The following is a 22,343-nucleotide window of genomic DNA, read 5'->3' as shown; positions in this document are numbered from 1 at the left end:
GCGCTGGATCACCGTGCAGACCGCGCCGCGTCACTATCCGTTCTGAGAGGCCGCCGACCATGAGAATCGCGATTCTGGGCGCGGGCGCGATGGGCTCGCTGTTCGGCGGCCTGCTCGCGGAAAGCGGCGAGGACGTCACGCTGATCGACGTCAACGACGCGCATCTCGACGCGATTTGTCGCGACGGGCTGCGCATCGACGACGACCGCGGCGAGCGCCGCGTCACGACGTTGCAGGCGCTGCGGCCCGAGGCCGCGAATGCGTCGGCCGACACACCGTTCGATCTGCTGATCGTCTTCACGAAGTCGCTGCATACGCGCGTCGCGCTCGACGGCGTGCGCGCACTGCTGACGCCGCGCACGCATGTGCTGACGCTGCAGAACGGGCTCGGCAATGTCGAGACGCTCAATGCGTTCGTGCCGCTCGAGCGGATCCTCGTCGGTGTCACGACCTGGCCGGCCGATCTGGCCGGGCCTGCGCACGTGCACTCGCACGGCGCGGGCACGATCCGCATGATGACGGCCGACGGCGCGGCGAGCCCGTTCGCGGCGGCGGTGGCCGACGCGCTGTCGCGCGCGGGGCTCGCCTGCACGCTCGATGCGGACGTGTGGGCCGCGATCTGGGAGAAGGTCGCGTTCAACGCGGCGCTCAACACGCTCTGCGCGGTGACGCGCTGCACCGTCGACCAGCTCGGCGAACATCACGACGGGCCGCGCCTCGCGCAGGCGATCGTCGCCGAGACGGCCGCCGTCGCGCGGGCGAAGGGCATCGCGGTCGATGCGGCGCGCATCGCGCGCAACGTCGATCATGCGATCCGCGAACATCGCGGCCATCGCCCGTCGATGCTGCAGGACGTACTCGCGGGCCGCCGCACCGAGATCGATGCGATCGGCGGCAAGGTGGTCGCCGCCGCGCGCGAGGTCGGGCTGGCGGTCCCGCATACCGAAACGATGCTGAGTCTGGTGCGCGTGATCGACGCGCAAGCGGGCTGAGCGTCACGCCGGCGGCCGGCTTGCGCCGCGCGACGAGACACAAGAGCGCCGGGCATGGCCACGGCGCCGGATCGTCATCTCGCCTGGCACGAACTGGCGTGCGAGGCACGGGGTCCGCATCGGCGCCGCGGCGCCGGCGCGGGCCGACTGGAAGCATCGGAGGGAGACAGGATGAAAGCACTCGATTGCCGCAGTTTGGACGCGCATGGCCTGCGCACGGTTGCGCCGCGCGCGGGATGGAGGCACGCATGAGCACGCGCGACGACGCTGCCGCACCCGCCGTCGACATCGGCGCAACGCTCGACGACGGTCCTTTTACGACGATGCAGAAATGCGTGGTACTGCTGGCCGCGCTCTCGATCGTGCTCGACGGCTTCGACGGCCAGCTGATCGGCTTCGCGATTCCGGTGCTGATCAAGGAATGGGGCATCACGCGCGGCGCATTTGCACCGGCCGTCGCGGCGGGGCTGATCGGGATGGGCATCGGCAGCGCCTGCGCGGGGCTCGTTGCCGACCGTTTCGGCCGGCGCGGCGCGGTGCTCGGCAGCGTGTTCCTGTTCGGCGCGGCGACCTGCGCGATCGGGCTCGCGCACAACGTCGAGACGATCGCCGCGCTGCGCTTCGTCGCCGGTCTCGGCATCGGCGGCGCCCTGCCGACCGCGACCACGATGACCGCCGAATACACGCCCGCGCGGCGCCGCACGATGATGGTCACCGCGACGATCGTCTGCGTGCCGCTCGGCGGCATGCTCGCCGGCCTGTTCGCCCACGAAGTGCTGCCGCGCTACGGGTGGCGCACGCTGTTCTTCGCGGGCGGCGCGCTGCCGCTCGTGCTCGGCTTCGTGCTGGCGGCGGCGTTGCCCGAATCGCCGCGCTACCTCGCGCGGCGTCCCGCACGCTGGGCCGAGCTCGGCGCGCTGCTGGCGCGCATGAAGCGTCCGGTCGCGGCGGGCACCGTGTTCACCGATTTGAGGGACGCGCAGGCGCAGGGCGGCAGCGGCGGGTTCCGCTCGCTGTTCGCGGGCGGCCAGGCGCGCGACACGATCGCGCTGTGGTGCGCGTTCTTCATGTGTCTGCTCGCCGTGTATGCGGCCTTCAGCTGGCTGCCGACGATGCTCGCCGCGAGCGGGCTCAGCGTGTCGCTCGCAGGCGCGGGGCTCACCGCATACAACCTCGGCGGCGTGATCGGCGCGCTGCTGTGCGCATGGACGATCGCACGTGTCGGTTCGCGCTGGCCGCTCGTGCTGTGCAGCGTCGGCGGCGCGGCGAGCGCGCTGTGGCTGATGAGCGTCGATGCGGGCAGCCATACGCGCTGGCTGATCGTCGGGCTCGGCGCGCACGGCCTGTTCGTCAACGCGGTGCAGTCGACGATGTATGCGCTGTGCGCGTACATCTACCCGACGGCGGTGCGCGCGACCGGCACCGCGAGCGCGCTCGCGTTCGGCCGGCTCGGTGCCATCCTCAGCGCGTTCGCCGGTGCGTTCGTGATCACGACGGGCGGCGCAACCGCGTATCTGACGATGCTGGCCATCGCGATGGGCATCGTCTGCGTCGCGCTGCTGGTCGTGCGGCGGCATATCCCGAAGCTGTCGCGCGAGCCGGCGCAGCCGCGCGAGCGGGAGGAGCTGGTTCGCACGTCGCCGTGACGGCGGGCAGCGCGCATGCACTGCACATTCGCGCTGCTTGCCCGATGCCGCCGGGTGCCACCGGATGCTACCGGGCGGCGGGAGCGTCAGGCGTTACAGCGTCGTGCGCACGTGCCAGAGCTCGGGGAACAGCACGACGTCGAGCATCTTGCGCAGATACGGCGCGCCGCTCGTGCCGCCGGTGCCCTGCTTGAAGCCGATGATGCGCTCGACCGTCGTCACGTGCCGGAAGCGCCACTGGCGGAACGCGTCCTCGAGATCGACGAGTTCCTCGGCCATCTCGTACAGCTCCCAGTGCTGCTGCGGATGCCGGTACACCTCGAGCCACGCGGCCTCGACGGTTTCGTCGTGCTGCGTCGGCTGTCGCCAGTCGCGGTCGAGCCGCGACGGCGCGATCGGGAACCCGCGCCGCGCGAGCAGACGCACGACCTCGTCGTAGAACGACGGCGCGTCGAGTGTCGCGCGCACCTGTTCGAGGATGTCGGGCCGGTGCGCGTGCGGCTGCAGCATCTGCGCGTTCTTGTTGCCGAGCAGGAATTCGAGCTGCCGGTACTGGTACGACTGGAAGCCCGACGACTGGCCGAGATACGGTCGCATCGCCGAGTACTCGGACGGCGTCATCGTCGACAGGACGTTCCACGCCTGCACGAGCTGCTCGAGGATCCGCGAGACGCGTGCGAGCATCTTGAACGCGGGCGGCAGCGCATCGCCGCGCACCGCATCGAGCGCGCCGCGCAGTTCGAACAGCGCGAGCTTCATCCACAGCTCGCTCGTCTGATGCTGGATGATGAACAGCATCTCGTTGTGATCGGGCGACAGCGGATGCTGCGCGTTCAGAATCGCATTCAGCGACAGGTAGTCGCCGTAGCTCATCGACTTCGAAAAATCGAGCTGTGCGTTGTGCCAGCCGGCTTGCTCGCCGGCGTCGCCCGGCACGTGCGGCGCCTCGTGCGCGGCTTGCGTACCTTGCGCGCGTGCGCCCGAAAACGGGCAGCCCGCCGGCGCATCGTTGCCGGGCGGCTGCATATGACCAGAATTCACGAGTGTCTCCACGATTGAATGACGGGGGCGCGGCGCGCACTGCTCGCGCGCCCGCGGCGGCTGGCGATCAGGTCACCGCGCCGCGCTCGGCGTACTCGGGCGCCTTCCACGCGTCGGTGTCCAGAATCTCGCGCAGCGTTTCGACGGCATCCCACACGTCGACGAAGCGCGTATAGAGCGGCGTAAAGCCGAAGCGCAGCACGTACGGCTCGCGGTAGTCGCCGATCACGCCGCGCGCGATCAGCGCCTGCATCACTTCATAGCCGTGCGGATGCTCGAAGCTCGCCTGCGAACCGCGCTGATGGTGCGCGCGCGGCGTGACGAGCTTCAGCGAGCGGCCCGCGCAGCGCGCCTCGACGAGCGCGATGAACGCGTCGGTCAGCGCGAGCGACTTGCGGCGGATCGCCTGCATGTCGGTCTGCAGGAACACGTCGAGCCCGCATTCGACCATCGACATCGACACGATCGGCTGCGTGCCGCACAAGAAGCGCGCGATGCCGGGGTCGGGCGCGAAGCCGGGCTGCATCGCGAATGGCGCGCGATGGCCCCACCAGCCGGACAGCGGCTGCGAGAAATGCGCGTGGTGGCGCTGCGGCACCCACACGAATGCCGGCGAGCCGGGGCCGCCGTTCAGATACTTGTACGTGCAGCCGACCGCGCCGTCCGCATGCGCGCCGTTCAGGTCGACCGGAACCGCACCGGCCGAATGGGCGAGGTCCCAGAGCATCAGCGCGCCAGCATCGTGCGCGAGCTGCGTGACGGCGGCCATGTCGTGCATGTAGCCGGTGCGGTAGTTCACGTGCGTGATCATCGCGACGGCGGTGTCCGCGCCGAGCGCGTCGGGCAGCTCGGCGGGATCGTCGATCAGGCGCAGTTCGTAGTCGCCGCCGAGCTGCTCGATGAGCCCTTGCGCGATATAGAGATCGGTCGGGAAGTTCGAACGCTCCGACACGATCACGCGGCGCTCGGGCGCGCGTTCGGCCTGGTGGCGCAGCATCGCCGACAGCAGCTTGAACAGGTTGATCGAAATCGTGTCGGTCACGACCGTTTCGCCGGGCGCGCCGCCGATCAGCGTCGCGAGCTTGTCGCCGAGCCGGCGCGGCAGCGCGAACCAGCCTGCGGTGTTCCAGCTGCGGATCAGGCCTTCGCCCCATTCGGCGCCGATGACCTGTTGCGCACGTGCGGCCGCCGCGCGAGGCTGCGCGCCGAGCGAGTTGCCGTCGAGGTAGATCACGCCGTCGGGCAGCGCGAACTGGCTGCGCAACGGGGCAAGCGGATCGTCGCGATCGAGCGCGAGCGCATCTTCACGGGTCTTGATCATCATGGTGGGTTCGTCGGTCGAAAGAATCAGGCGGCGCGCGCGGGCAGCGCCCGCAGGACGGCGCGCACGGGGCTCGCGTCGAGCGTCGCGAATTTGAGCGGCAGGGCGATCAATTCATAGTCGCCGGGCGGCACCTCGTCGAGCACGATGCCTTCGAGGATCGCCATCCGGTGGGCGCGCACGCGGTGGTGCGCGTCCATCGTCTTCGATTCCTGCGGATCGAGCGACGGCGTGTCGATGCCGATCAGCTTCACGCCGTGCGCGGCAAGCAGATCGACGGTGTCCGGTGCGACCGCGCAGAACGCGCTGTCCCAGTGCGCGGTCGGCGCATTCGCGTAGGTGCGCAGCAGCACGCGCGGCGGTACGCCGTCGAGCGCGGTCGCGACGTCGGCCTGCCGCACGACCGGCGACGCGCCGATGCAGTGGATCACGCGGCACGGGCCGACATAGGTGTCGAGCGGCACGGCGCCGATCGCCGCGCCGTCCGCATCGTAGTGCAGCGGCGCGTCGCAGTGCGCGCCGGTATGCGGCGATAGCGTCAGCCGCGCGACGTTGACGGGCGAGCCGGTCTCGATCCGCCAGACGCGCTCGACCGACACCGGCGTGTCGCCCGGCCACACGGGCGTGGCGGCGCTGATGGGCGGGGAGATGTCCCAGAGTATGTCCATGGCATGACGAAGCGATGAATCGATCCTTCGAATGATAGGCGGACGCTTGCAGAAAGTGCTTGCGAAATAAACATGGACAATCCGCTCGATTGGCAGATAATTCGAATCAGAGGGAAAAGGGGGACCAAAAATGCACGCGATCACGCTGGACGCTACCGACTGCCGGATCCTGGCCGTGCTGCAGGAAGAGGGCAGAATCAGCAATCTCGATCTCGCGGAACGGATTTCGCTGTCGCCGTCCGCGTGCCTGCGACGGATGCGGCTGCTCGAGGAGCAGGGCGTCATCGAGCGCTACCGCGCGTGCCTGAGCCGCGAGAAGCTCGGGTTCGAGCTCGAGGCGTTCGTGCAGGTGTCGATGCGCAACGAGGAGAACCAGTGGCACGAACGGTTCGCGGAGGCGTTGCGCGAATGGCCGGAGGTGGTGGGCGCGTTCGTCGTGACGGGCGAGAGCCACTATCTGCTGCGGGTGCTCGCGCACAACCTGAAGCACTATTCCGATTTCGTGCTGAACCGGCTGTACAAGGCGCCGGGCGTGATGGACATCCGTTCGAACATCGTGCTGCAGACGCTGAAGGACGAAGCGGGTGCGCCGGTCGGGCTCGCGCGCACCGGCCCGATCAGAGCGGTGTGAGACCGTGAAAGCCGCCGCCGTGGAACACGAGCGGCGGTGTCGCGTTCTGCGGCGTGCGTACGCCGCAGCGTTCGACTTCGCCGACGAAGATCACGTGGTCGCCTTCGTCATAGCGGCTGCGGTTGTGGCATTCGAACCAGGCGAGCGCACCGTCGAGCACGGGCATGCCCGAGTTGCCGGCCGCGTGCGCGATGCCTTCGAAGCGGTCGCCCTTGTAGCTCGAAAAGCGCATGCACAGGTCGAGCTGCGCGGCCGCGAGCACGTTCACGACGTAATGGCTGTTGTTGCGGAACACCGGCATCGACGCCGATTTGTGCGCAAGGCTCCACAACACGAGCGGCGGGTCGAGCGACACCGAATTGAACGAGCTTGCGGTGATGCCGATCAGCTGGCCGGACGGCGCGCGCGTCGTGATGACGGTCACGCCGGTCGCGAACTGGCCGAGCGCCTGCCGGAAGGCGGCCGAATCGAAGTCCGGCGGATTGGCCCGGCTCATCGCGCCACCCTTCCGGACGAAGCGGACGGATGCGTCGCGCGGCAACGGCGGCAGGCGCGACGGACGAAAGGCGGCGAGGCGGTGGCATGGGAAGTGGTGCGCATGCCGCGATTTTAGCGGAATCGCGCCCGGCGGGCCGCGTCCGGCCGCGCATCGCGCCGCGAGCGTGACGTAGCGAACACAGCAAGCGGGCCCGCGGCGCAGGCCGCCGCTGCGTTACTGCGTCGCCGCAAATCCCAGCGACAGCGCGCCGATCACGATCAGGCTCGACGCCCATACCGCGTCGAGATTGAACCAGCTCTTCGACACGAACGCGAGCCCGACGTAGCGGTACACGAGCCACGCGAGCGCGCCGCCGGTGGCGATCATCGCGGCCGCGTGGACTGCCGCCACCGTGAGCGCCATCCCGACGTGCAGCGCCGCGAGCGCGGCGGCCGCGCGATGACCGGGATCGTCATCGAGCCCGCAGAGTCCGAGATAGATCGGCACGAGCATCAGCCCGGCCCCATGCGCGATCGCGATGGCGAACGACCATAAGCCGAGCCGCGCCGGCGCGATTCGCGCGAGCGCGCGCGGGTGTCGCCGCCGCATCAGCAGCGCGATGCCGAAGCCGATCACGACGGCGCTCGCACCGATGCGGATCGTCGCTTGCCAGGCGAGTAGCGCGGCAAGCAGTCCGAACGGCAGCATCACCGCGAAGACGGCAAGCGCATGCCCGAGTGCGAGGTAGCCGAGGGCCGCGACGAGCGCGCGGGCGCGTCGCGCCATCAGCGCGTTCGACACGGCGAGCGGCCATCCCATCGCGGGATTGAGCCCGTGATAGACGCCGCTTGCAGCGACGGCCGCCCACAGCGCGAGCTGCGGCGCGGCGTGCGGATCGAGCGCGCCGCTCAACGTCCGACCGACGGATAGCAGAACGAGTCGGTCGAACAGTCGCCGCCTTCGAGCCGGATCTGATGTGCGCGATAGCCGTCGGGGAATTCGACCCAGAAGTCGTCGGCCAGCGTCAGCCCGCCGTCCGGGCCCGCGTGGGCGAGCACCTGCGCGGCCGGCACGCCGTCCGGATAGAACTGGTCGTCCCACGTCGAGTAGAGCGAATTGGTCCAGTACACGCGCCGGCCGTCGCGGCTGATCTCAACCATCTGCGGGCCGCCGGCGAACGGGCGGCCGTTCGGATGCGGCGCGCGGCGCGCGATGCCGCCGATTCGTACCGAGCCCGCGAGCCTCGGATGGTGCGGATCGGACACGTCGTACTGACGCATCTCGCCGGTGCCCCAGCACGACACGTAGAGAAAGCGGTCGTCGAGCGACAGATCGATGTCGGTGACGAGCGGCGGCACCGCGCCGAACGGCTTCAGCAGCGGCGGCAATTCGTCGGCCGCGGCCGGCTCGGGCGCGATCGTCGCGGTCTTTTTCGCGTGGAACGTGCCGCCTTCGCGCCACCACGTCCATATCGAGCCTTCGAGATTGGTCGTGTCGATCACGACGCCGACGAATCCGTATTCGCGCACCGGATCGTGCGCGGGCCGCACTTCGAGCGCCATCTGATGATGCGCGCCGAGATCGATCGTCTGCGCGTTGCGCCGCGCGCGCAGATCCCAGAAATGCAGCCGGTGTCCGTACCGGTTCGCGAGCAGGTCGTCGGGCACGATGCCATTCTCGAACTGCGGCGGCAGCGCCCATTCGCTCGACACCATGTAGTCGCGCGGCAGGTTCCACCAGAAGTCGTAATGCTTGTCCTGCGGCCCGCGATCGATCTCCCAGCGGCCGAGCACGTCGAACGTCTCGCAGTCCATGATGAAGATGCCGGGCGCGCCGTCGGTGCCGTCCTTGCCCGCGCCGCCGAGCGTGCTGACGTAGATGCCTTCCGGGCCGCAATGCACGGTATGCGGGCGCGAATAGCCGGTCTTGCGGAAGATCTCGTCGGGCTCGACGATCTTGTGGATGCGCGCCTGCGTCGGATGCGGTTTCGTGTCGATCACGTAGACGCGCGACGAACGCAGGCCGGGGATGATCAGATAGCGGCGCTCGAGAAACGCATGGCCCGTGAGCGGCGACAGCGCGGACGAGCATGCATTCCAGCCGAAGTGGTGAAACTCGTCGCCGGTATTCGGCATCGTGACCGTATGCACGATCTTGCCGTAGGTCGGCGAGCCGTGCTGCACGTCGATCACGGCGAGCGCGTCGGGTCTGGAAAAATCGGGACTCAGCAACAACGTATAGGCGAATGCTTCGGGCGGTGCCTGCATCGCGAGCTCGGGCGATGCGTGAAACGTCGGGTCAGGCCGCATGTTCATGAGAAGCCCCCTCGGTGATGCGCGCGCGTCGGCGCGGCAATTCGGCAATTCGGCGCTTCGGCAGGCAATCGCGCGATCGCGGCCGGCTGCTGCGCGCGCAGACGGAACGATGTTCAGGCAGACGTCGAACGTATCGTCGCGCACGCCGGCATGGCGGCACCGGGCGCGATGATGACGCGTGCCTAAGTGTAGTCGAGAAACGCGCGGCGAGCCGGGCGCGCGGCGGCGTGCCGGCTTCGCGTGCGAGTGCGATACTTGCCGCAGCGGCCGTTGCGGACGGAAAGGGTCCGGAACGGCGAAACCGATCGGACGAGCCGGCGCGCATGCCGGCTTCGTTCATTGACAGGAGTGGATTCGATGGCGAACGAGATGCTTGAAACGGCGACGCTCGGAGGCGGGTGCTTCTGGTGCACGGAGGCCGTGTTTCTCGACGTGGACGGCGTGACGGCCGTGCAGTCCGGCTATGCGGGCGGTCATACGCGCAATCCCGGCTATCGCGACGTCTGCGACGGCGACACCGGTCACGCGGAAGTCGTCAACGTGACGTTCGACCCGTCGCGTATCGGCTACCGCGAGATTCTGGAAATCTTCTTCGCGACGCACGATCCGACGCAGCTGAACCGGCAGGGCAACGATGTCGGTACGCAGTACCGCTCGGTCGTGTTCACGCATTCGGACGCGCAGCGCGACACCGCGCTCGACGTGATCCGCGAGCTCGAGCGCGAACAGGTGTTCGGGCAGCCGATCGTCACCGAAGTCGTGCCGCTCGACGGCAACTACTGGCCGGCCGAGGACTATCACCAGAACTATTACGCGCGCAATCCGGGGCAGGGCTATTGCGCAGTCGTGATCGGGCCGAAGCTCGCGAAGTTCCGCCAGAAATTCGCGCACCGGCTGAAGTCGCAGCGCGGCGCGTAAGCGGCGCTGCGCACCGTTGTCGCGTGGCGCGCTCGCGCTACGCGGCTTCGCTGCGCCAGCGCGCGCAGGCCGCCGCGATCTCCCGCGCGAGCGCGATGCACGACAGCGGCGCGGAGCCTTCGGCCTTGTTGTTGATCGTGATGATCACCGGCTGCCCGGCGAGCGCATAGCGGGCGGCCAGTTCGGCAAGCGCCGACCGCGTGGCCGGATCTTCGTCGACGAGCTTGTCGAACGGTTCGTACTTCGCTTTCGCCTGTTCGTACTTGAAGCCGCCGTGCAGGCTCCAGCGCACGATCAGCGGCCCCGGTGCGTCGCCGTCGAGCAGCGCGAGCGCGGCTGCCTGGCGCAGCGGATCGGGCATCCGCGCGTGCAGGCCCACGCAGTAGCGCACGCCGTGCGCGGCGAGCGTGCGGATGAAGCGCGGCGTGAGCAGGCTCGCGTCGCGGATCTCGATCGCGTAGCGCGGACCGTCTGCCTCGGGCGGCAACGGCGGCAGCGCCGCGAAGAACGCCGACAACCGCTCGATCAGCGCGGCGGGCTCGGCCAGCAACCGGTCGGGCAGCGGCGAGAACTGGAACACGAGCACGCCCGCCTTCTTGCCGAGTCCTTCGAGGCACGGACGCACGAACTCGTCGGCGGCGAGCGACGCATCGAGGAAGGTCGGATTCGGTCCGGACGGCTCGCCGCGATGGCCGCGCACGACCGCATCGGTGACCGACGCGGGCGCCTTCACGACGAAGCGGAAATCGTCGGGCACCTGCTGGGCGTAGCGCAGATAGTCGGCGACGGACAGCGGCGCGTAGAACGACCGGTCGAGGCTTACGCTTTTCAGGAGCGGATGCGCGCCGTACGCTTCGAGTCCTTCGCGCGACAGCTTCGTCTGTGCGAAATCGCCGTCGAAGACGATGCCGTTCCAGCCGGGGAAATACCACGACGACGTGCCGAGCCGCACGTTCGGCGGCAATGCGGCGGCCGCGGCGGCGACCTCGGGCGCGACCGGCGCAGGCGGCACGCCGCGTCGTCGCGCGCGCTTGCGCGGTTCGGGCGGCGGCGCGGGATCGTCCCAGAGCATGCCGGTAGACGGCGGTGCGGCCGCTTCGTCGTCGCGTGCGGCGTTGCCCGCGTCGGATGCGGCGCTCGGTCGGGCAGGCTTCGGCGCACGCGGCGCGCGCGTCGCGTGCGCCCGTGCATCGTCGGTATCGGCTGCGTCGTGTGACGACGCGTGCGCATCGTCCGGCGACGGCAGCGCGCCGAACAGATCGAACTGCCCGTCGGCGCGCGCGTCGTGCGCTTCGTCTTGCCGTCGCTGCGGCGTGCTGCTGCGCCGCGTGCTGCCGTCACCCATGCATGCCCTGCGTGAAGCGCCGCCTAGCGCGGCAGCGCATGTTCGTACATATAGCGCCGCGACCACGGCAGCGTTTTCGCGCTGCGGCCGGCCTTGCGGCACACGATCTGGAAGATCGACACGTCGTCGTGTTCGAAGGCATAGGCGCAGCCGGCCAGATAGACGCGCCAGATGCGGAATTTTTCGTCGTCGACGAGCTTGCGCGCCTCGTCGGCCTTCGCTTCGAAGTTCTCGGTCCAGATCTCCAGCGTGCGCGCATAGTGTCGCCGCAGGCTTTCGATGTCAACGGCCTCGAGGCCGCCGCGCTGCGCCGCTTCGAGCGCGAGGCTGATGTGCGGCAGCTCGCCGTCCGGGAACACGTAGCGGTCGATGAATTCGCCGCCGCCGAGCGCCGTTTCGCCGCTTTCCGCGTCGGTCGACGTGATGCCGTGGTTCATCGCGATGCCGTCGTCGACGAGCAGTTCGCGGATCCGCGAGAAGTACAGCGGCAGGTTCTTGCGGCCGACGTGCTCGAACATCCCGACGCTCGTGATGCGATCGAACTGGCCTTCGATCTCGCGATAGTCCTGCAGGCGGATCTCGATGCGATCCTCCAGGCCGGCCGCCTTCACGCGTTCGGTCGCGAGATCGAACTGGTTCTGCGAGAGCGTGACGCCCACGCACTGCGCACCGAACTTCTGCGCGGCGCGCAGCACGAGCGCGCCCCAGCCGCAGCCGATGTCGAGCAGCCGCTGGCCGGGCTCGAGGCGGATCTTCGTCAGGATGTGGTCGATCTTCTTGATCTGCGCGGTGCCGAGATCCTCGTCGCCGTTCTCGAAGTACGCACACGAATACACCATGTTCTCGTCGAGCCACAGCTTGTAGAACTCGTTCGACACGTCGTAGTGGTACTGGATCGCCTTCTTGTCGGTGCTCTTCGTGTGATTGAAGTAGCGCTTCACGCGCGCGAGCTTGCTCGCGCTCGTGACGGTGCTGCGCGCGAGCGAATAGCCGATGTTGATGATGTCCGACAGCTTGCCTTCGATGTCGATCTTGCCCTTCACGTACGCCTCGCCGAGATTGTCGAGGCTCGGTTCGAGCAGCAGCGGCAGCGCCGACGCGTTGTTGACCTTCAGCGTGACCTGCGGCGCGCTGAAATTGCCGAAATCGAGTTGTTCGCCATTCCACAGCACGAGGCGCGCCGGTATGTTCGCCTTCGCCCGTACTTCGTCCGCCCACTGTGCCAGCTTCTTTTCCCAGAACATTTGGATTCTCCGTGTGTTCGTTGAATCGAATACAGCCAAGTATCTTGACCGGCGCGCCGCGCTGCGACGCGCCCGGATGCAACACGTGATGCGGCCGGCGGCACGCCGGCGCCGCGCTTACGGCGACAGTCGCGAGATCGTCCAGCCGTGCGGTGCCGCGGCATCGCGCGTGTAGACCAGACGATCGTGCAGCCGCGACGGGCGGCCCTGCCAGAATTCCAGCGTATCGGGCACGACGCGGTAGCCGCCCCAGTGCGGCGGGCGCGGCGGGTCGTCGCCGTAGCGCTCGCTGAATGCTTTCTCGCGCGCTTCGAGCGTCGCGCGGCTGTCGATCACGGCGCTCTGCTCGGACGCCCATGCACCGATGCGCGAGCCGACCGGACGCGAGGCGAAATAGCGATCGCTTTCGTCGGCGCTCGTCTTCTCGACGCGGCCTTCGATGCGCACCTGGCGCTCGAGCTCGATCCAGTAGAACAGCAGCGCGGCGTACGGATGCGCAGCGAGATCGCGGCCCTTGCGGCTTTCGTAGTTGGTGAAGAAGACGAACCCGCGCTCGTCGACGCCCTTGACGAGCACGATGCGCGCCGACGGCCGGCCGTCGGCACCGACAGTCGCGAGCGTCATCGTGTTCGGCTCCGGAAGCTTGGCGGCGAGCGCCTCGTTGAACCAGCGGTCGAACTGGGCGAACGGATCGGGGGCGGCATCGGCTTCGTCGAGCGAAGCGCGCGAATAGTTGATGCGGAGATCGGCGAGTGTCGTCATGTTATGCAAACGCTTCAATCGGGGGCCAGTATAGCGAACGCGGAAGAATCGTGCGTGCACAGCGGCGCGTCGCGGCGGGGAGATCAGGCAAAATAGAGGCTGTACGACTTACGTTTTTCTTTCTTCATGTCAGCCGCCGACACCGTCCCGCCGAATTTCTCCGATCTTACCCCGAGCCCGACGATCCAGCTTGACGCGGATCGCGCGCGGCGCTTCGGCGGCATCGCGCGGCTGTACGGCGCACCGGCGCTCGCTGCGTTCGAGCGCGCGCATGTCGCGGTGATCGGCATCGGCGGCGTCGGCTCGTGGACGGCCGAGGCGCTCGCGCGCAGCGCGATCGGTACGCTGACGCTGATCGATCTCGACAACGTCGCGGAGAGCAATACCAACCGGCAGATCCACGCGCTCGACGGCAATTACGGCAAGCCGAAGGTCGATGCGATGGCCGAGCGCATCGCGCTGATCGATCGCGCCTGCCGCGTGAACCGCATCGAGGATTTCGCGGAACCGGACAACTTCGACGCGCTGCTCGGCGGCGGCTTCGACTACGTGATCGATGCGATCGACAGCGTGCGCACGAAGGTCGCGCTGATCGCATGGTGCGTCGCGAAAGGGCAGCCGCTCGTGACGGTCGGCGGGGCGGGCGGCCAGCTCGACCCGACGCGCATTCGCATCGACGATCTCGCGCTGACGATCCAGGATCCGCTGCTCTCGAAGGTGCGCGCGCAGCTGCGCAAGCAGCACGGCTTTCCGCGCGGGCCCAAGGCGCGCTTCAAGGTCAGCGCCGTTTATTCGGACGAGCCGCTGATCTATCCGGACGCGCCCGCGTGCGATATCGAGGACGGCGCGGAGCCGTCGACGGCCGCGCACGTCGCGGGGCTGAACTGCGCGGGATTCGGTTCGAGCGTCTGCGTGACGGCGAGCTTCGGGTTCGCGGCGGCCGCGCATGCGTTGCGCGCGATCGCAGCGCGCGCGGCGGGGTAGCAGGGGAGAGGGCGCCGGCGTTGCGCGCCGGCCGGGAGCGAGCACACGCCGCGCGACAGCGGTGCGTGCGAACAGCGCAGGAGCAGCGTGCGCGCAAGCAGAAGGCCGGCCGCTGCGGCGCCCGGCTTCCCGCCTGCCGCGCTCAGTTGAGCGCCATGCTCAGCTTGCGTCGCCACGCGGCGACGAGATCCGGCCGGTCGGCGGCCAGCTCGAACACCGAGATCATCGTGCGGCGGCCGAGGTCGTCGCCATACGTGCGGTCGCGCGTGACGATTTCCAGCAGCTGCTCGAGCGCGCCTTCGTATGCGCGCCGCGCGATCAGGCTTTGCGCGAGATCGAAACGCGCGTCGAGATCGCCGGGATTCGCCGCGATGCGCGCTTCGAGCGCGTCGGTCGGCGGCAGGTCGGCCGTTGCGTCGAGCGCGTCGAAACGGGTCTTGATGGCCTGATAGCGCGGATCGGCGCCCTGCACCGTTTGCGGCGACAGCCGCTCGGCTTCCGCGCGCGCGTCGTCGATCCGGTTGCTCGCGAGGAGCAATTCGATCAGGTCGAGCCGCGCATCGTCGAAACCGGGATTCAGCGCGAGCGCCGCTTCGAGGTGCGCGAGCCCGTCGTCGAAGCGCGCTTCCGCGATCGCGATCTGCGCGGCGCGGCGCTCGGCTTCTTCGGGCGCCGGCAGCAGCCGGTCGAGGAACGCGCGCAACTGGCCTTCCGGCAGCACGCCAATGAACTGGTCGACGGGGCGACCATCGGCGAACGCGATCACGTGCGGAATGCTGCGCGTCTGGAAATGCGCCGCGAGTTCCTGGTTCTCGTCGACGTTCACCTTCACGAGCTTCCAGCGGCCCGCGTAATCGCGTTCGAGCTTTTCGAGGAGCGGGCCGAGCGTCTTGCACGGGCCGCACCACGGCGCCCAGAAGTCGACCAGCACGGGCGTGTCCAGCGACGCCTCGATGACGTCTCTTTCGAAAGTGGCTAGCGTGGTGTCCATGTCGTTCCCTGCGGTTCGGATGTCGTCAGATTGGGGGCAGCTTGCGCGCTTTTCAACGCGGCTTCGATTCCGGTAACGGAATCCATTCCGTTTCGCCCGGCACCTTGCCCATCTCCTGGCGCGTCCATGCGAGCTTCGCGCGCTCGATCGCGTCGCGGCTGCTCGCGACGAAGTTCCATTCGATGAAGCGTTCGCCGTCGATCCGGTCGCCGCCGAGCAGCATCGCGCGTGCGCCGCCGTCGCTCGTCAGCGTGACGTTTGCGCCCGGCGTGAGCACGGCCATCTGCTCGGCCGCAAGCGGCGTGCCGTCGATCGCGAGATCGCCGTCCACCACATACACCGCGCGCTCCTCGTGCGATGCGTCGAGCGCGAGGCGGCCGCCGGCCGCGAACTCGGCCGCGACGTAGAGCGTGCGCGAGAACGTCGTGACGGGCGAACGCAGCCCGAACGCGTCGCCGGCGATCACCGTCAGCGACACGCCGTTTTCGGTGCGCTTCGGCAGCGTGTCGGCCGCATGGTGCTCGAACGACGGCTCGACGGTTTCATGCGCGCGCGGCAGCGCGACCCAGGTCTGGATCCCGTGCACGGTGTGGCCGCTCGCGCGCTGCGCGGCCGGCGTGCGTTCCGAGTGCACGATCCCGCGGCCGGCCGTCATCCAGTTCACGTCGCCCGGCACGATTTCCTGCAGCGAGCCGAGACTGTCGCGGTGCAGGATCGCGCCGTCGAACAGGTAGGTGACGGTCGCCAGGCCGATGTGCGGATGCGGCCGCACGTCGAGGCCGGTGCCGGGCGGCAGCGTGGCCGGCCCCATGTGATCGAAGAAGATGAACGGGCCGACGAGCCGCGCGGCGAGCGCGGGCAGCGTGCGGCGCACCTGCAGGTTGCCGACGTCGCGCACGTGCGGCTTCAGCAGGGCATGGATCGGGGCGGTCATGGCGAGTCCTGTGGGGCGGCGAAGATGCGGACCATTGTACCGGCCGGCGCCGATTCGCACGTCTTGCGCACCGATGCGATTCCACGCGCGCCACGCGGGTATCGGAGCGGGCCGCACGCGAACGCGGTTAGACTCGCCGTTTCGGAACGACATTCGACACGCGAGGAGACGCCGATGATGGCCCCGAAGGATTTGTTGCTGGCGTTGGTCGTGATCCTCGCATGGGGCGTGAACTTCGTCGTGATCAAGGTCGGCCTGCACGGGATGCCGCCGATGCTGCTCGGCGCGCTGCGCTTCACGCTCGCGGCCGTGCCGGCCGTGTTCTTCGTGCGCCGTCCGCAGATTCCGTGGCGGATGCTCGTGCTGTACGGCGCGACGATCCAGCTCGGCCAGTTCGTGTTTCTGTTCACCGGCATGTACGTCGGGATGCCGGCCGGCCTCGCGTCGCTCGTGCTGCAGTCGCAGGCGTTCTTCACGCTCGTGTTCGCGATGCTGTTTCTCGGCGAGCGCCTGCGCGTGCAGAACCTGATCGGTCTCGCGATCGCCGCCGCAGGGCTTGTCGTGATTGCATCGCAGGGCGGCCGCGCAATGACGCTCGCCGGTTTCCTGCTGACGATCGCGTCGGCGGCGATGTGGGCGTTCGGCAATATCGTCACGAAGAAGGTCGGCAACGCGAATCTCGTGTCGCTCGTCGTCTGGGCGAGCCTCGTGCCGCCCGTGCCGTTCTTCGTGCTGTCGCTGTGGTTCGAAGGGCCGCAGCGAATCGGCGCCGCGTTGGCCGCGCTCAACGTCTCGTCGATCTTCGCGGTCGTCTATCTGGCGTTCGTTGCGACGCTGCTCGGGTACGGGCTCTGGAGCCGTCTGATGTCGCGCTATCCGGCCGCGCAGGTCGCGCAGTTTTCGCTGCTGGTGCCGATCGTCGGGCTTGCATCGTCCGCGCTGCTGCTCGACGAGCACCTGACGTCTGCGCAGCTGATCGGCGCGGCGCTCGTGATGGGCGGGCTCGCGGTGAACGTCTTCGGCGGGAAGCTGATGCGCCGCTTCGCGGCGTCGTGAGGCGCGCCGGCACGCGCGTGACGTGCCGGCGGCGATGCGGCCGTCAGGCCATGCGGTTCTTCGCGAGCGGCGGATTCGCGGCGAAGTAGCGCTTGATGCCGCGGAAGATCGCGTCGGCCATCTGGTCGCGATAGCTGTCGTCGTTGAGCCGGCGCTCTTCGTCCGGGTTGCTGATGAACGCGGTCTCGACGAGGATCGACGGAATGTCGGGCGCCTTCAGCACCGCGAATCCCGCCTGCTCGACCGAGCCCTTGTGCAGCTTGTTGATGCTGCCGACTTCCTTCAGCACGTAGTTGCCGTAGCGCAGCGAATCGCGGATCTGCGCCGTGGTCGACATGTCGAACAGCGCGCGGCTCACCGCCGCGTCCTGCGTCTTGATGTTGATCCCGCCGATCAGATCGGACGCGTTCTCCTTGTTCGCGAGCCAGCGCGCGGCCGCGCTCGACGCGCCGTGATCCGACAGCGCGAACACCGACGAGCCGCGCGCGGACGGCGTCGTGAATGCGTCGGCGTGGATCGACACGAACAGATCGGCGCCGACGCGGCGCGCCTTTTGCACGCGCACGTTCAGCGGCACGAAGAAGTCGGCGTCGCGCGTCATCATCGCGCGCATGTTCGGCGCGGCATCGATCTTCGCGCGCAGCTTCTTCGCGATGTCGAGCGCGATGTGCTTCTCGTACGTGCCGGCGCCGCCGATCGCGCCCGGATCCTCGCCGCCGTGGCCCGGATCGATCGCGACGGTCAGCAGCCGCACGGTGCTGCCCTTGCCGGACTTCGGCGCGGTGAACTTGTAGGCATCGGCGTCGTCGTCGCCGTCGTCGCGGCGCGCGATCACGGGCGGCGGCTTGACGGCCGGCTTCGCGGGCGCCGAAGGCGCGGCCGGCGGCGTGTGCGGCGCGGCCGGCGTGTTCTGCGCGAAGCGCTGGAAGAACGCGTCGCTGTTGTCGCTCGGCGCGGGCGCGGCCGCCGGGCCGTTCAGCGCGGTCGGCGGCTGCATCTGCTGCGCGCGCGCCGCATCGTTCAACGCCTGCTCCTTGCGTTCGGTCTGCGCGATCAGGTCGGTCAGCGGATCGGGCGCGACGGCCGGATACAGATCGAACACGAGCCGGTACTTGTAGGTGCCGACCGGCGGCAGCGTGAACACCTGCGGCTTCACCGAGCCTTTCAGGTCGAACACCATGCGCACGACGTGCGGCTGATACTGGCCGACGCGCACCGATTGAATCTGCGGATCGTTCGGCGCGATCTTCGACACGAGGTCGCGCAGCGCCTGGTCGAGTTCGAGGCCGGTCAGGTCGACGACGAGCCGGTCGGGACCCTGCAGCAGCTGTTGGCTATTCTGCAGCGGCTGATCGGATTCGATCGTCACGCGCGTGTAATCGCGTGCGGGCCACACGCGCACGCCGAGCACCGACGACGCGTGCGCGAGCCGCGGCGCGACGAGGCCGAGCACCAGCGTGGAGGCGCCCGCGCAAAGAATCTGACGGCGCCGCCAGTTGTGCGTCGCGGTGGCCGCCGATTCGATCGAGCGGAACGGTTTGATCAACATCTTTCGAGACATGCGTTTCCTGAAGCGCTATACGCCCGGACGGTGAGGGCGCGGCCGTCGCCGTCCACGTCGAGCGAGAAGACCAGATCGGGCACGCCGAGCAGGGTGCCCGCCTGTTGCGGCCATTCGACGAGACAGATCGCGCTGGAATTGAAATATTCGCGAAAGCCTGCATCGGACCATTCGGCCGGATCGTTGAATCGATACAGATCGAAGTGATAGACCTCGAGTTCCCCGTCGTCGCGTTCGAGCGCGTACGGTTCGACGAGCGTGTAGGTCGGGCTGCGCACGCGGCCGCGGTGGCCGAGACCGCGCAGGATCGCGCGCACGAGGGTCGTCTTGCCGGCGCCGAGATCGCCGACGAGCTGGATCTGCAGCCCGTCGAACGCGTGGGCGCGTGCGAGTTCGCTGCGCGCCGCGTCGAGCGCGTGCGCGAAGCGGATGCCGAACGCCTCGGTCGCCGCTTCGTCGGCCAGCGCGATCACGCGCTCGGCGAGCGGGGCCGGCAGCGTGACGGCATGGGACGGATGGCTGGGCGTGGCTGGCATTCTCGTAAAATAGTGCGATGAACCGATTACCGGAACTCGCCGCATCCGACCGAACTTCGACTCGTGACGAAGGCGCGGCGTCGTGCGCGCTCGACGATGCGGCATTGACTGCGCTCGCCGTGCGCATCAGGGCGTGGGGGCGCGAATTGGGTTTCGGGGCGATCGGGATTAGCGACACCGATCTCTCGGATGCCGAAGCAGGCCTCGCCGCCTGGCTGGAAGCCGGTTGCCACGGCGAGATGGATTATATGGCCAAACACGGGATGAAACGTGCGCGGCCGGCCGAACTTGTGGCCGGTACGCGACGCGTGATTTCCGCGCGGCTCGCGTATCTGCCGGCCGACACGCTGGCCGGCGACGCGTCCGGCGCGTTCGACTGGCGCGCACGCGAACGCGCGCGGCTCGACGATCCTCAGGCGGCCGTCGTGTCGATTTATGCGCGCGGCCGCGATTATCACAAGGTGTTGCGCAACCGGCTGCAGACGCTCGCCGAGCGCATCGAGCGCGAGATCGGCGCATTCGGCCATCGCGTCTTTACCGATTCGGCGCCGGTGCTCGAAGTCGAGCTCGCGCAGAAGGCCGGGGTCGGCTGGCGCGGCAAGCACACGCTGCTGCTGCAGCGCGATGCGGGTTCGCTGTTCTTCCTCGGCGAGATCTACGTCGACATTCCGGTGCCGACCGACGCGCAGACGTCGCCGGACGCGGCGCCCGAGGCGCCCGGCGCGCATTGCGGCAGTTGCACGCGCTGCATCGACGCGTGTCCGACCGGCGCGATCGTCGAGCCGTATCGCGTCGACGCGCGCCGCTGCATCTCGTATCTGACGATCGAGCTGAAGGGCAGCATTCCCGAGCCGCTGCGGCCGCTGATCGGCAATCGCGTGTACGGCTGCGACGACTGTCAGCTCGTGTGTCCGTGGAACAAGTTCGCGCAGGCCGCGCCGGTGGCCGACTTCGATGTGCGGCACGGGCTCGATCGCGCGACGCTCGTCGAGCTGTTCGGCTGGGATGCCGGCGAATTCGACACGCGGATGCAGGGCAGCGCGATCCGCCGCATCGGCTACGAAAGCTGGCTGCGCAATCTCGCGGTCGGGCTCGGCAATGCGCTGCGCGCGCCCGCGCAGCGGCTCGCGCCCGAGGCGCGCGATGCGATCGTGGCCGCGCTGCGCGCGCGCGCCGACGATCCGTCGCCGATCGTGCGCGAACATGTCGAGTGGGCGCTGCGTGCCGCGTGAAGGCGGCGTAAAGTGTCGTCGGCGCGTGAGCGCGACGCGTGCGCGACGGCCTTGGCCGGCGGGATGCGCGTCGCATCGGCGCCGGCGTCGGTGAGGAGAATGCCATGTTCAACGCAGTAATCGACGCGCCGTTCGGCAAGGTCGGCATCCGCACGGATGCGGCCGCGGTGCGCGAAATCGTCTATCTGCCCGAATCGGTGAAGTCCGTCGCGCCGGACACGCCGCTCGCGAAGCGCGCGGCCGAGCAGATCGAGCGGTATTTCGAGCGCGCGTCCGCCCGTTTCGACCTGCCGCTCGCACCGGTCGGCAGCGCATTCCAGCACCGCGTGTGGGACGTGATCAGCGATATTCCGCCCGGCACCGTGCTGACGTACGGGCAGGTCGCGAAGCGGATCGGCAGCGCGCCGCGCGCGGTCGGCCAGGCATGCGGCGCGAACTATTTTCCGCTGGTGATCCCGTGTCACCGCGTCGTCGCGGCGAGCGGGCTCGGCGGCTTCGCGAATCACGACGACGACGGCTATTACCTGAAAGTGAAGCGCTGGCTGCTGGCGCACGAGGGCGTGCCGTACCGATGAGCGAACCGCTGCTTTCTCCCGAAGCCGATGACGGTGCCGCCGCGCCGTCGCCCGCGCTGCTCGCGAGCCGCGCGTCGATCGACCTGTTCTGCGATGCGCTGTGGCTCGAGCACGGGCTCGCGCGCAACACGCTCGATGCGTACCGGCGCGACCTGACGCTGTTTTCGCAATGGCTCGCGGCCACGCACGACGCGGCGCTCGACGCGGCCGACGAAACGATGCTGACCGGCTATATCGCCGCCCGCAGCGACGGCAAGGCGACGTCGTCGAACCGGCGGCTGTCGGTGTTTCGCCGCTATTACGGCTGGGCCGTGCGCGAGCATCGCGCGAGTGCCGATCCGACGCTGCGCATCGCGTCCGCGAAGCAGGCGGCGCGATTCCCGTCGACACTGTCCGAGGCGCAGGTCGAAGCGTTGCTCGGCGCGCCCGACATCGCGACACCGCTCGGGCTGCGCGATCGCACGATGCTCGAGCTGATGTATGCGAGCGGGCTGCGCGTGAGCGAACTCGTCACGCTGAAGACGGTCGAGGTCGGGCTCAACGAAGGCGTCGTGCGCGTGATGGGCAAGGGCTCGAAGGAGCGGCTCGTGCCGTTCGGCGAGGTCGCGCACGGCTGGATCGAACGCTACCTGCGCGAGGCGCGGCCCGCGCTGCTCGGCGCGCGCGCGGCCGACGCGCTGTTCGTGACGGCGCGCGGCGACGGGATGACGCGTCAGCAGTTCTGGAACATCATCAAGCGCCACGCGCAGCAGGCGGACGTACGTGCGCATCTGTCGCCGCACACGCTGCGGCACGCGTTCGCGACGCATCTGCTGAACCACGGCGCGGACCTGCGCGTCGTCCAACTGCTGCTCGGTCACGCGGACATCTCGACCACGCAGATCTATACGCACGTCGCTCGCGAGCGCCTGCGCACGCTGCACGCGCAGCATCATCCGCGGGGTTGAGCGCCGGCGGCGCTGGGGACTCGCGCGCGGGCCGGGCATCGGTGAGGGCGCTAAGGGTGCTGAGGGCGATGCGGGCGATGCGGGCGATGCGGGCGATGCGCGCGATGCGCGCGGCCCGCGCCGGTCTGCCGTGCGACGTCGACTGGCGATTGCCGCCGTGCACGGT

General features: G+C 68.9%; 22 protein-coding genes. 9 read left to right on the top strand and 13 right to left on the bottom strand.

Annotated elements, in window-relative coordinates:
- Window positions 1–59: 59 nt before the first annotated feature.
- Both HMPREF3115_RS03930 and HMPREF3115_RS03925 read left to right on the top strand, forming a co-directional pair.
- Window positions 60–992 (top strand): ketopantoate reductase family protein, encoded by a 933-nt coding sequence (locus HMPREF3115_RS03930; protein ID WP_006406449.1) that lies wholly within the window; start codon window positions 60–62, stop codon window positions 990–992.
- Window positions 993–1,240: 248 nt separating this feature from the next.
- Window positions 1,241–2,638 carry an MFS transporter gene (locus tag HMPREF3115_RS03925; protein WP_053296913.1) on the top strand — a complete coding sequence of 466 codons (1,398 nt, stop codon included), beginning with the start codon at window positions 1,241–1,243 and terminating at the stop codon, window positions 2,636–2,638.
- Window positions 2,639–2,731: 93 nt separating this feature from the next.
- Here HMPREF3115_RS03925 and kynA read toward each other — a convergent pair whose 3' ends face one another.
- The 3 genes from kynA to kynB all read right to left on the bottom strand — a co-directional run bounded on the left by kynA (window position 2,732) and on the right by kynB (window position 5,668).
- Window positions 2,732–3,664 carry a tryptophan 2,3-dioxygenase gene (gene kynA, locus HMPREF3115_RS03920; protein ID WP_006406446.1) on the bottom strand — a complete coding sequence of 311 codons (933 nt, stop codon included), beginning with the start codon at window positions 3,662–3,664 and terminating at the stop codon, window positions 2,732–2,734.
- An 82-nt stretch (window positions 3,665–3,746) separates the two neighbouring features.
- Window positions 3,747–5,000 carry a kynureninase gene (gene kynU / locus HMPREF3115_RS03915; RefSeq protein WP_232356621.1) on the bottom strand — a complete coding sequence of 418 codons (1,254 nt, stop codon included), beginning with the start codon at window positions 4,998–5,000 and terminating at the stop codon, window positions 3,747–3,749.
- 26 nt (window positions 5,001–5,026) lie between these two features.
- Window positions 5,027–5,668: an arylformamidase gene (kynB, locus tag HMPREF3115_RS03910; protein ID WP_006406444.1), complete on the bottom strand. Its 642-nt coding sequence runs from the start codon at window positions 5,666–5,668 to the stop codon at window positions 5,027–5,029.
- Between the two features lie 130 nt (window positions 5,669–5,798).
- Here kynB and HMPREF3115_RS03905 point away from each other — a divergent pair, with 130 nt between their 5' ends.
- The gene (locus HMPREF3115_RS03905) at window positions 5,799–6,299 is read left to right on the top strand and encodes an Lrp/AsnC family transcriptional regulator (RefSeq protein ID WP_006398465.1); all 501 of its coding nucleotides are present in this window, start codon (window positions 5,799–5,801) and stop codon (window positions 6,297–6,299) included.
- Here HMPREF3115_RS03905 and HMPREF3115_RS03900 read toward each other — a convergent pair.
- The 3 genes from HMPREF3115_RS03900 to HMPREF3115_RS03890 all read right to left on the bottom strand — a co-directional run bounded on the left by HMPREF3115_RS03900 (window position 6,286) and on the right by HMPREF3115_RS03890 (window position 9,092).
- Complete coding sequence (locus tag HMPREF3115_RS03900) at window positions 6,286–6,795, bottom strand: flavin reductase family protein (RefSeq protein WP_006398466.1); 510 nt, start codon at window positions 6,793–6,795, stop codon at window positions 6,286–6,288. The genes HMPREF3115_RS03905 and HMPREF3115_RS03900 overlap by 14 nt on opposite strands.
- A gap of 216 nt (window positions 6,796–7,011) precedes the next feature.
- On the bottom strand, window positions 7,012–7,689 hold the full coding sequence (locus tag HMPREF3115_RS03895) for a hypothetical protein (protein WP_006411423.1): 678 nt from the start codon (window positions 7,687–7,689) through the stop codon (window positions 7,012–7,014).
- Complete coding sequence (locus HMPREF3115_RS03890; RefSeq protein WP_070553470.1) at window positions 7,686–9,092, bottom strand: selenium-binding protein SBP56-related protein; 1,407 nt, start codon at window positions 9,090–9,092, stop codon at window positions 7,686–7,688. The genes HMPREF3115_RS03895 and HMPREF3115_RS03890 overlap by 4 nt, the downstream gene beginning before the upstream one ends.
- A gap of 357 nt (window positions 9,093–9,449) precedes the next feature.
- Between HMPREF3115_RS03890 and msrA the strand changes: the two genes are divergently transcribed.
- Window positions 9,450–10,010: a peptide-methionine (S)-S-oxide reductase MsrA gene (gene msrA / locus HMPREF3115_RS03885; protein WP_006411420.1), complete on the top strand. Its 561-nt coding sequence runs from the start codon at window positions 9,450–9,452 to the stop codon at window positions 10,008–10,010.
- 37 nt (window positions 10,011–10,047) lie between these two features.
- On the opposite strand, the gene HMPREF3115_RS03880 is transcribed toward msrA, so the two are convergent.
- The 3 genes from HMPREF3115_RS03880 to pdxH all read right to left on the bottom strand — a co-directional run bounded on the left by HMPREF3115_RS03880 (window position 10,048) and on the right by pdxH (window position 13,361).
- On the bottom strand, window positions 10,048–11,355 hold the full coding sequence (locus HMPREF3115_RS03880; protein WP_053296903.1) for a DUF72 domain-containing protein: 1,308 nt from the start codon (window positions 11,353–11,355) through the stop codon (window positions 10,048–10,050).
- 23 nt (window positions 11,356–11,378) lie between these two features.
- Entirely contained in the window at window positions 11,379–12,599 is a 1,221-nt protein-coding gene (locus HMPREF3115_RS03875) for an SAM-dependent methyltransferase (protein WP_006410800.1), read from the bottom strand.
- A 117-nt stretch (window positions 12,600–12,716) separates the two neighbouring features.
- Window positions 12,717–13,361, bottom strand: a complete 645-nt coding sequence (pdxH, locus tag HMPREF3115_RS03870; RefSeq protein ID WP_006406437.1) for a pyridoxamine 5'-phosphate oxidase — start codon at window positions 13,359–13,361, stop codon at window positions 12,717–12,719.
- A gap of 126 nt (window positions 13,362–13,487) precedes the next feature.
- Here pdxH and tcdA point away from each other — a divergent pair, with 126 nt between their 5' ends.
- A complete protein-coding gene (gene tcdA, locus HMPREF3115_RS03865; RefSeq protein ID WP_006410798.1) occupies window positions 13,488–14,345 on the top strand; it encodes a tRNA cyclic N6-threonylcarbamoyladenosine(37) synthase TcdA in 858 nt (285 codons plus the stop codon).
- A gap of 142 nt (window positions 14,346–14,487) precedes the next feature.
- Here tcdA and trxA read toward each other — a convergent pair whose 3' ends face one another.
- Both trxA and HMPREF3115_RS03855 read right to left on the bottom strand, forming a co-directional pair.
- Complete coding sequence (gene trxA / locus HMPREF3115_RS03860; protein ID WP_006406435.1) at window positions 14,488–15,336, bottom strand: thioredoxin; 849 nt, start codon at window positions 15,334–15,336, stop codon at window positions 14,488–14,490.
- A gap of 52 nt (window positions 15,337–15,388) precedes the next feature.
- A complete protein-coding gene (locus HMPREF3115_RS03855; RefSeq protein WP_053296905.1) occupies window positions 15,389–16,270 on the bottom strand; it encodes a pirin family protein in 882 nt (293 codons plus the stop codon).
- Window positions 16,271–16,447: 177 nt separating this feature from the next.
- Between HMPREF3115_RS03855 and HMPREF3115_RS03850 the strand changes: the two genes are divergently transcribed.
- Window positions 16,448–17,326, top strand: a complete 879-nt coding sequence (locus HMPREF3115_RS03850; RefSeq protein ID WP_175403825.1) for an EamA family transporter — start codon at window positions 16,448–16,450, stop codon at window positions 17,324–17,326.
- Between the two features lie 43 nt (window positions 17,327–17,369).
- On the opposite strand, the gene HMPREF3115_RS03845 is transcribed toward HMPREF3115_RS03850, so the two are convergent.
- Window positions 17,370–18,887: an N-acetylmuramoyl-L-alanine amidase gene (locus HMPREF3115_RS03845; protein ID WP_006406432.1), complete on the bottom strand. Its 1,518-nt coding sequence runs from the start codon at window positions 18,885–18,887 to the stop codon at window positions 17,370–17,372.
- Window positions 18,869–19,423, bottom strand: a complete 555-nt coding sequence (tsaE, locus tag HMPREF3115_RS03840) for a tRNA (adenosine(37)-N6)-threonylcarbamoyltransferase complex ATPase subunit type 1 TsaE (RefSeq protein ID WP_053296908.1) — start codon at window positions 19,421–19,423, stop codon at window positions 18,869–18,871. The genes HMPREF3115_RS03845 and tsaE overlap by 19 nt, the downstream gene beginning before the upstream one ends.
- Window positions 19,424–19,440: 17 nt before the next feature.
- On the opposite strand from tsaE, the gene queG reads away from it, so the two are divergent.
- The 3 genes from queG to xerD all read left to right on the top strand — a co-directional run bounded on the left by queG (window position 19,441) and on the right by xerD (window position 22,177).
- Entirely contained in the window at window positions 19,441–20,655 is a 1,215-nt protein-coding gene (queG, locus tag HMPREF3115_RS03835; RefSeq protein WP_070553469.1) for a tRNA epoxyqueuosine(34) reductase QueG, read from the top strand.
- Window positions 20,656–20,759: 104 nt separating this feature from the next.
- A complete protein-coding gene (locus HMPREF3115_RS03830) occupies window positions 20,760–21,230 on the top strand; it encodes a methylated-DNA--[protein]-cysteine S-methyltransferase (protein WP_006406429.1) in 471 nt (156 codons plus the stop codon).
- The gene (gene xerD / locus HMPREF3115_RS03825; RefSeq protein WP_070553468.1) at window positions 21,227–22,177 is read left to right on the top strand and encodes a site-specific tyrosine recombinase XerD; all 951 of its coding nucleotides are present in this window, start codon (window positions 21,227–21,229) and stop codon (window positions 22,175–22,177) included. Before HMPREF3115_RS03830 ends, xerD begins: the two co-directional genes overlap by 4 nt.
- Window positions 22,178–22,343: the final 166 nt, after the last annotated feature.

Source organism: Burkholderia sp. HMSC10F09, from assembly GCF_001806955.1.
GTDB classification, from domain to species: domain Bacteria; phylum Pseudomonadota; class Gammaproteobacteria; order Burkholderiales; family Burkholderiaceae; genus Burkholderia; species Burkholderia multivorans.
This window is presented reverse-complemented; position numbering and strand designations above follow the sequence as displayed.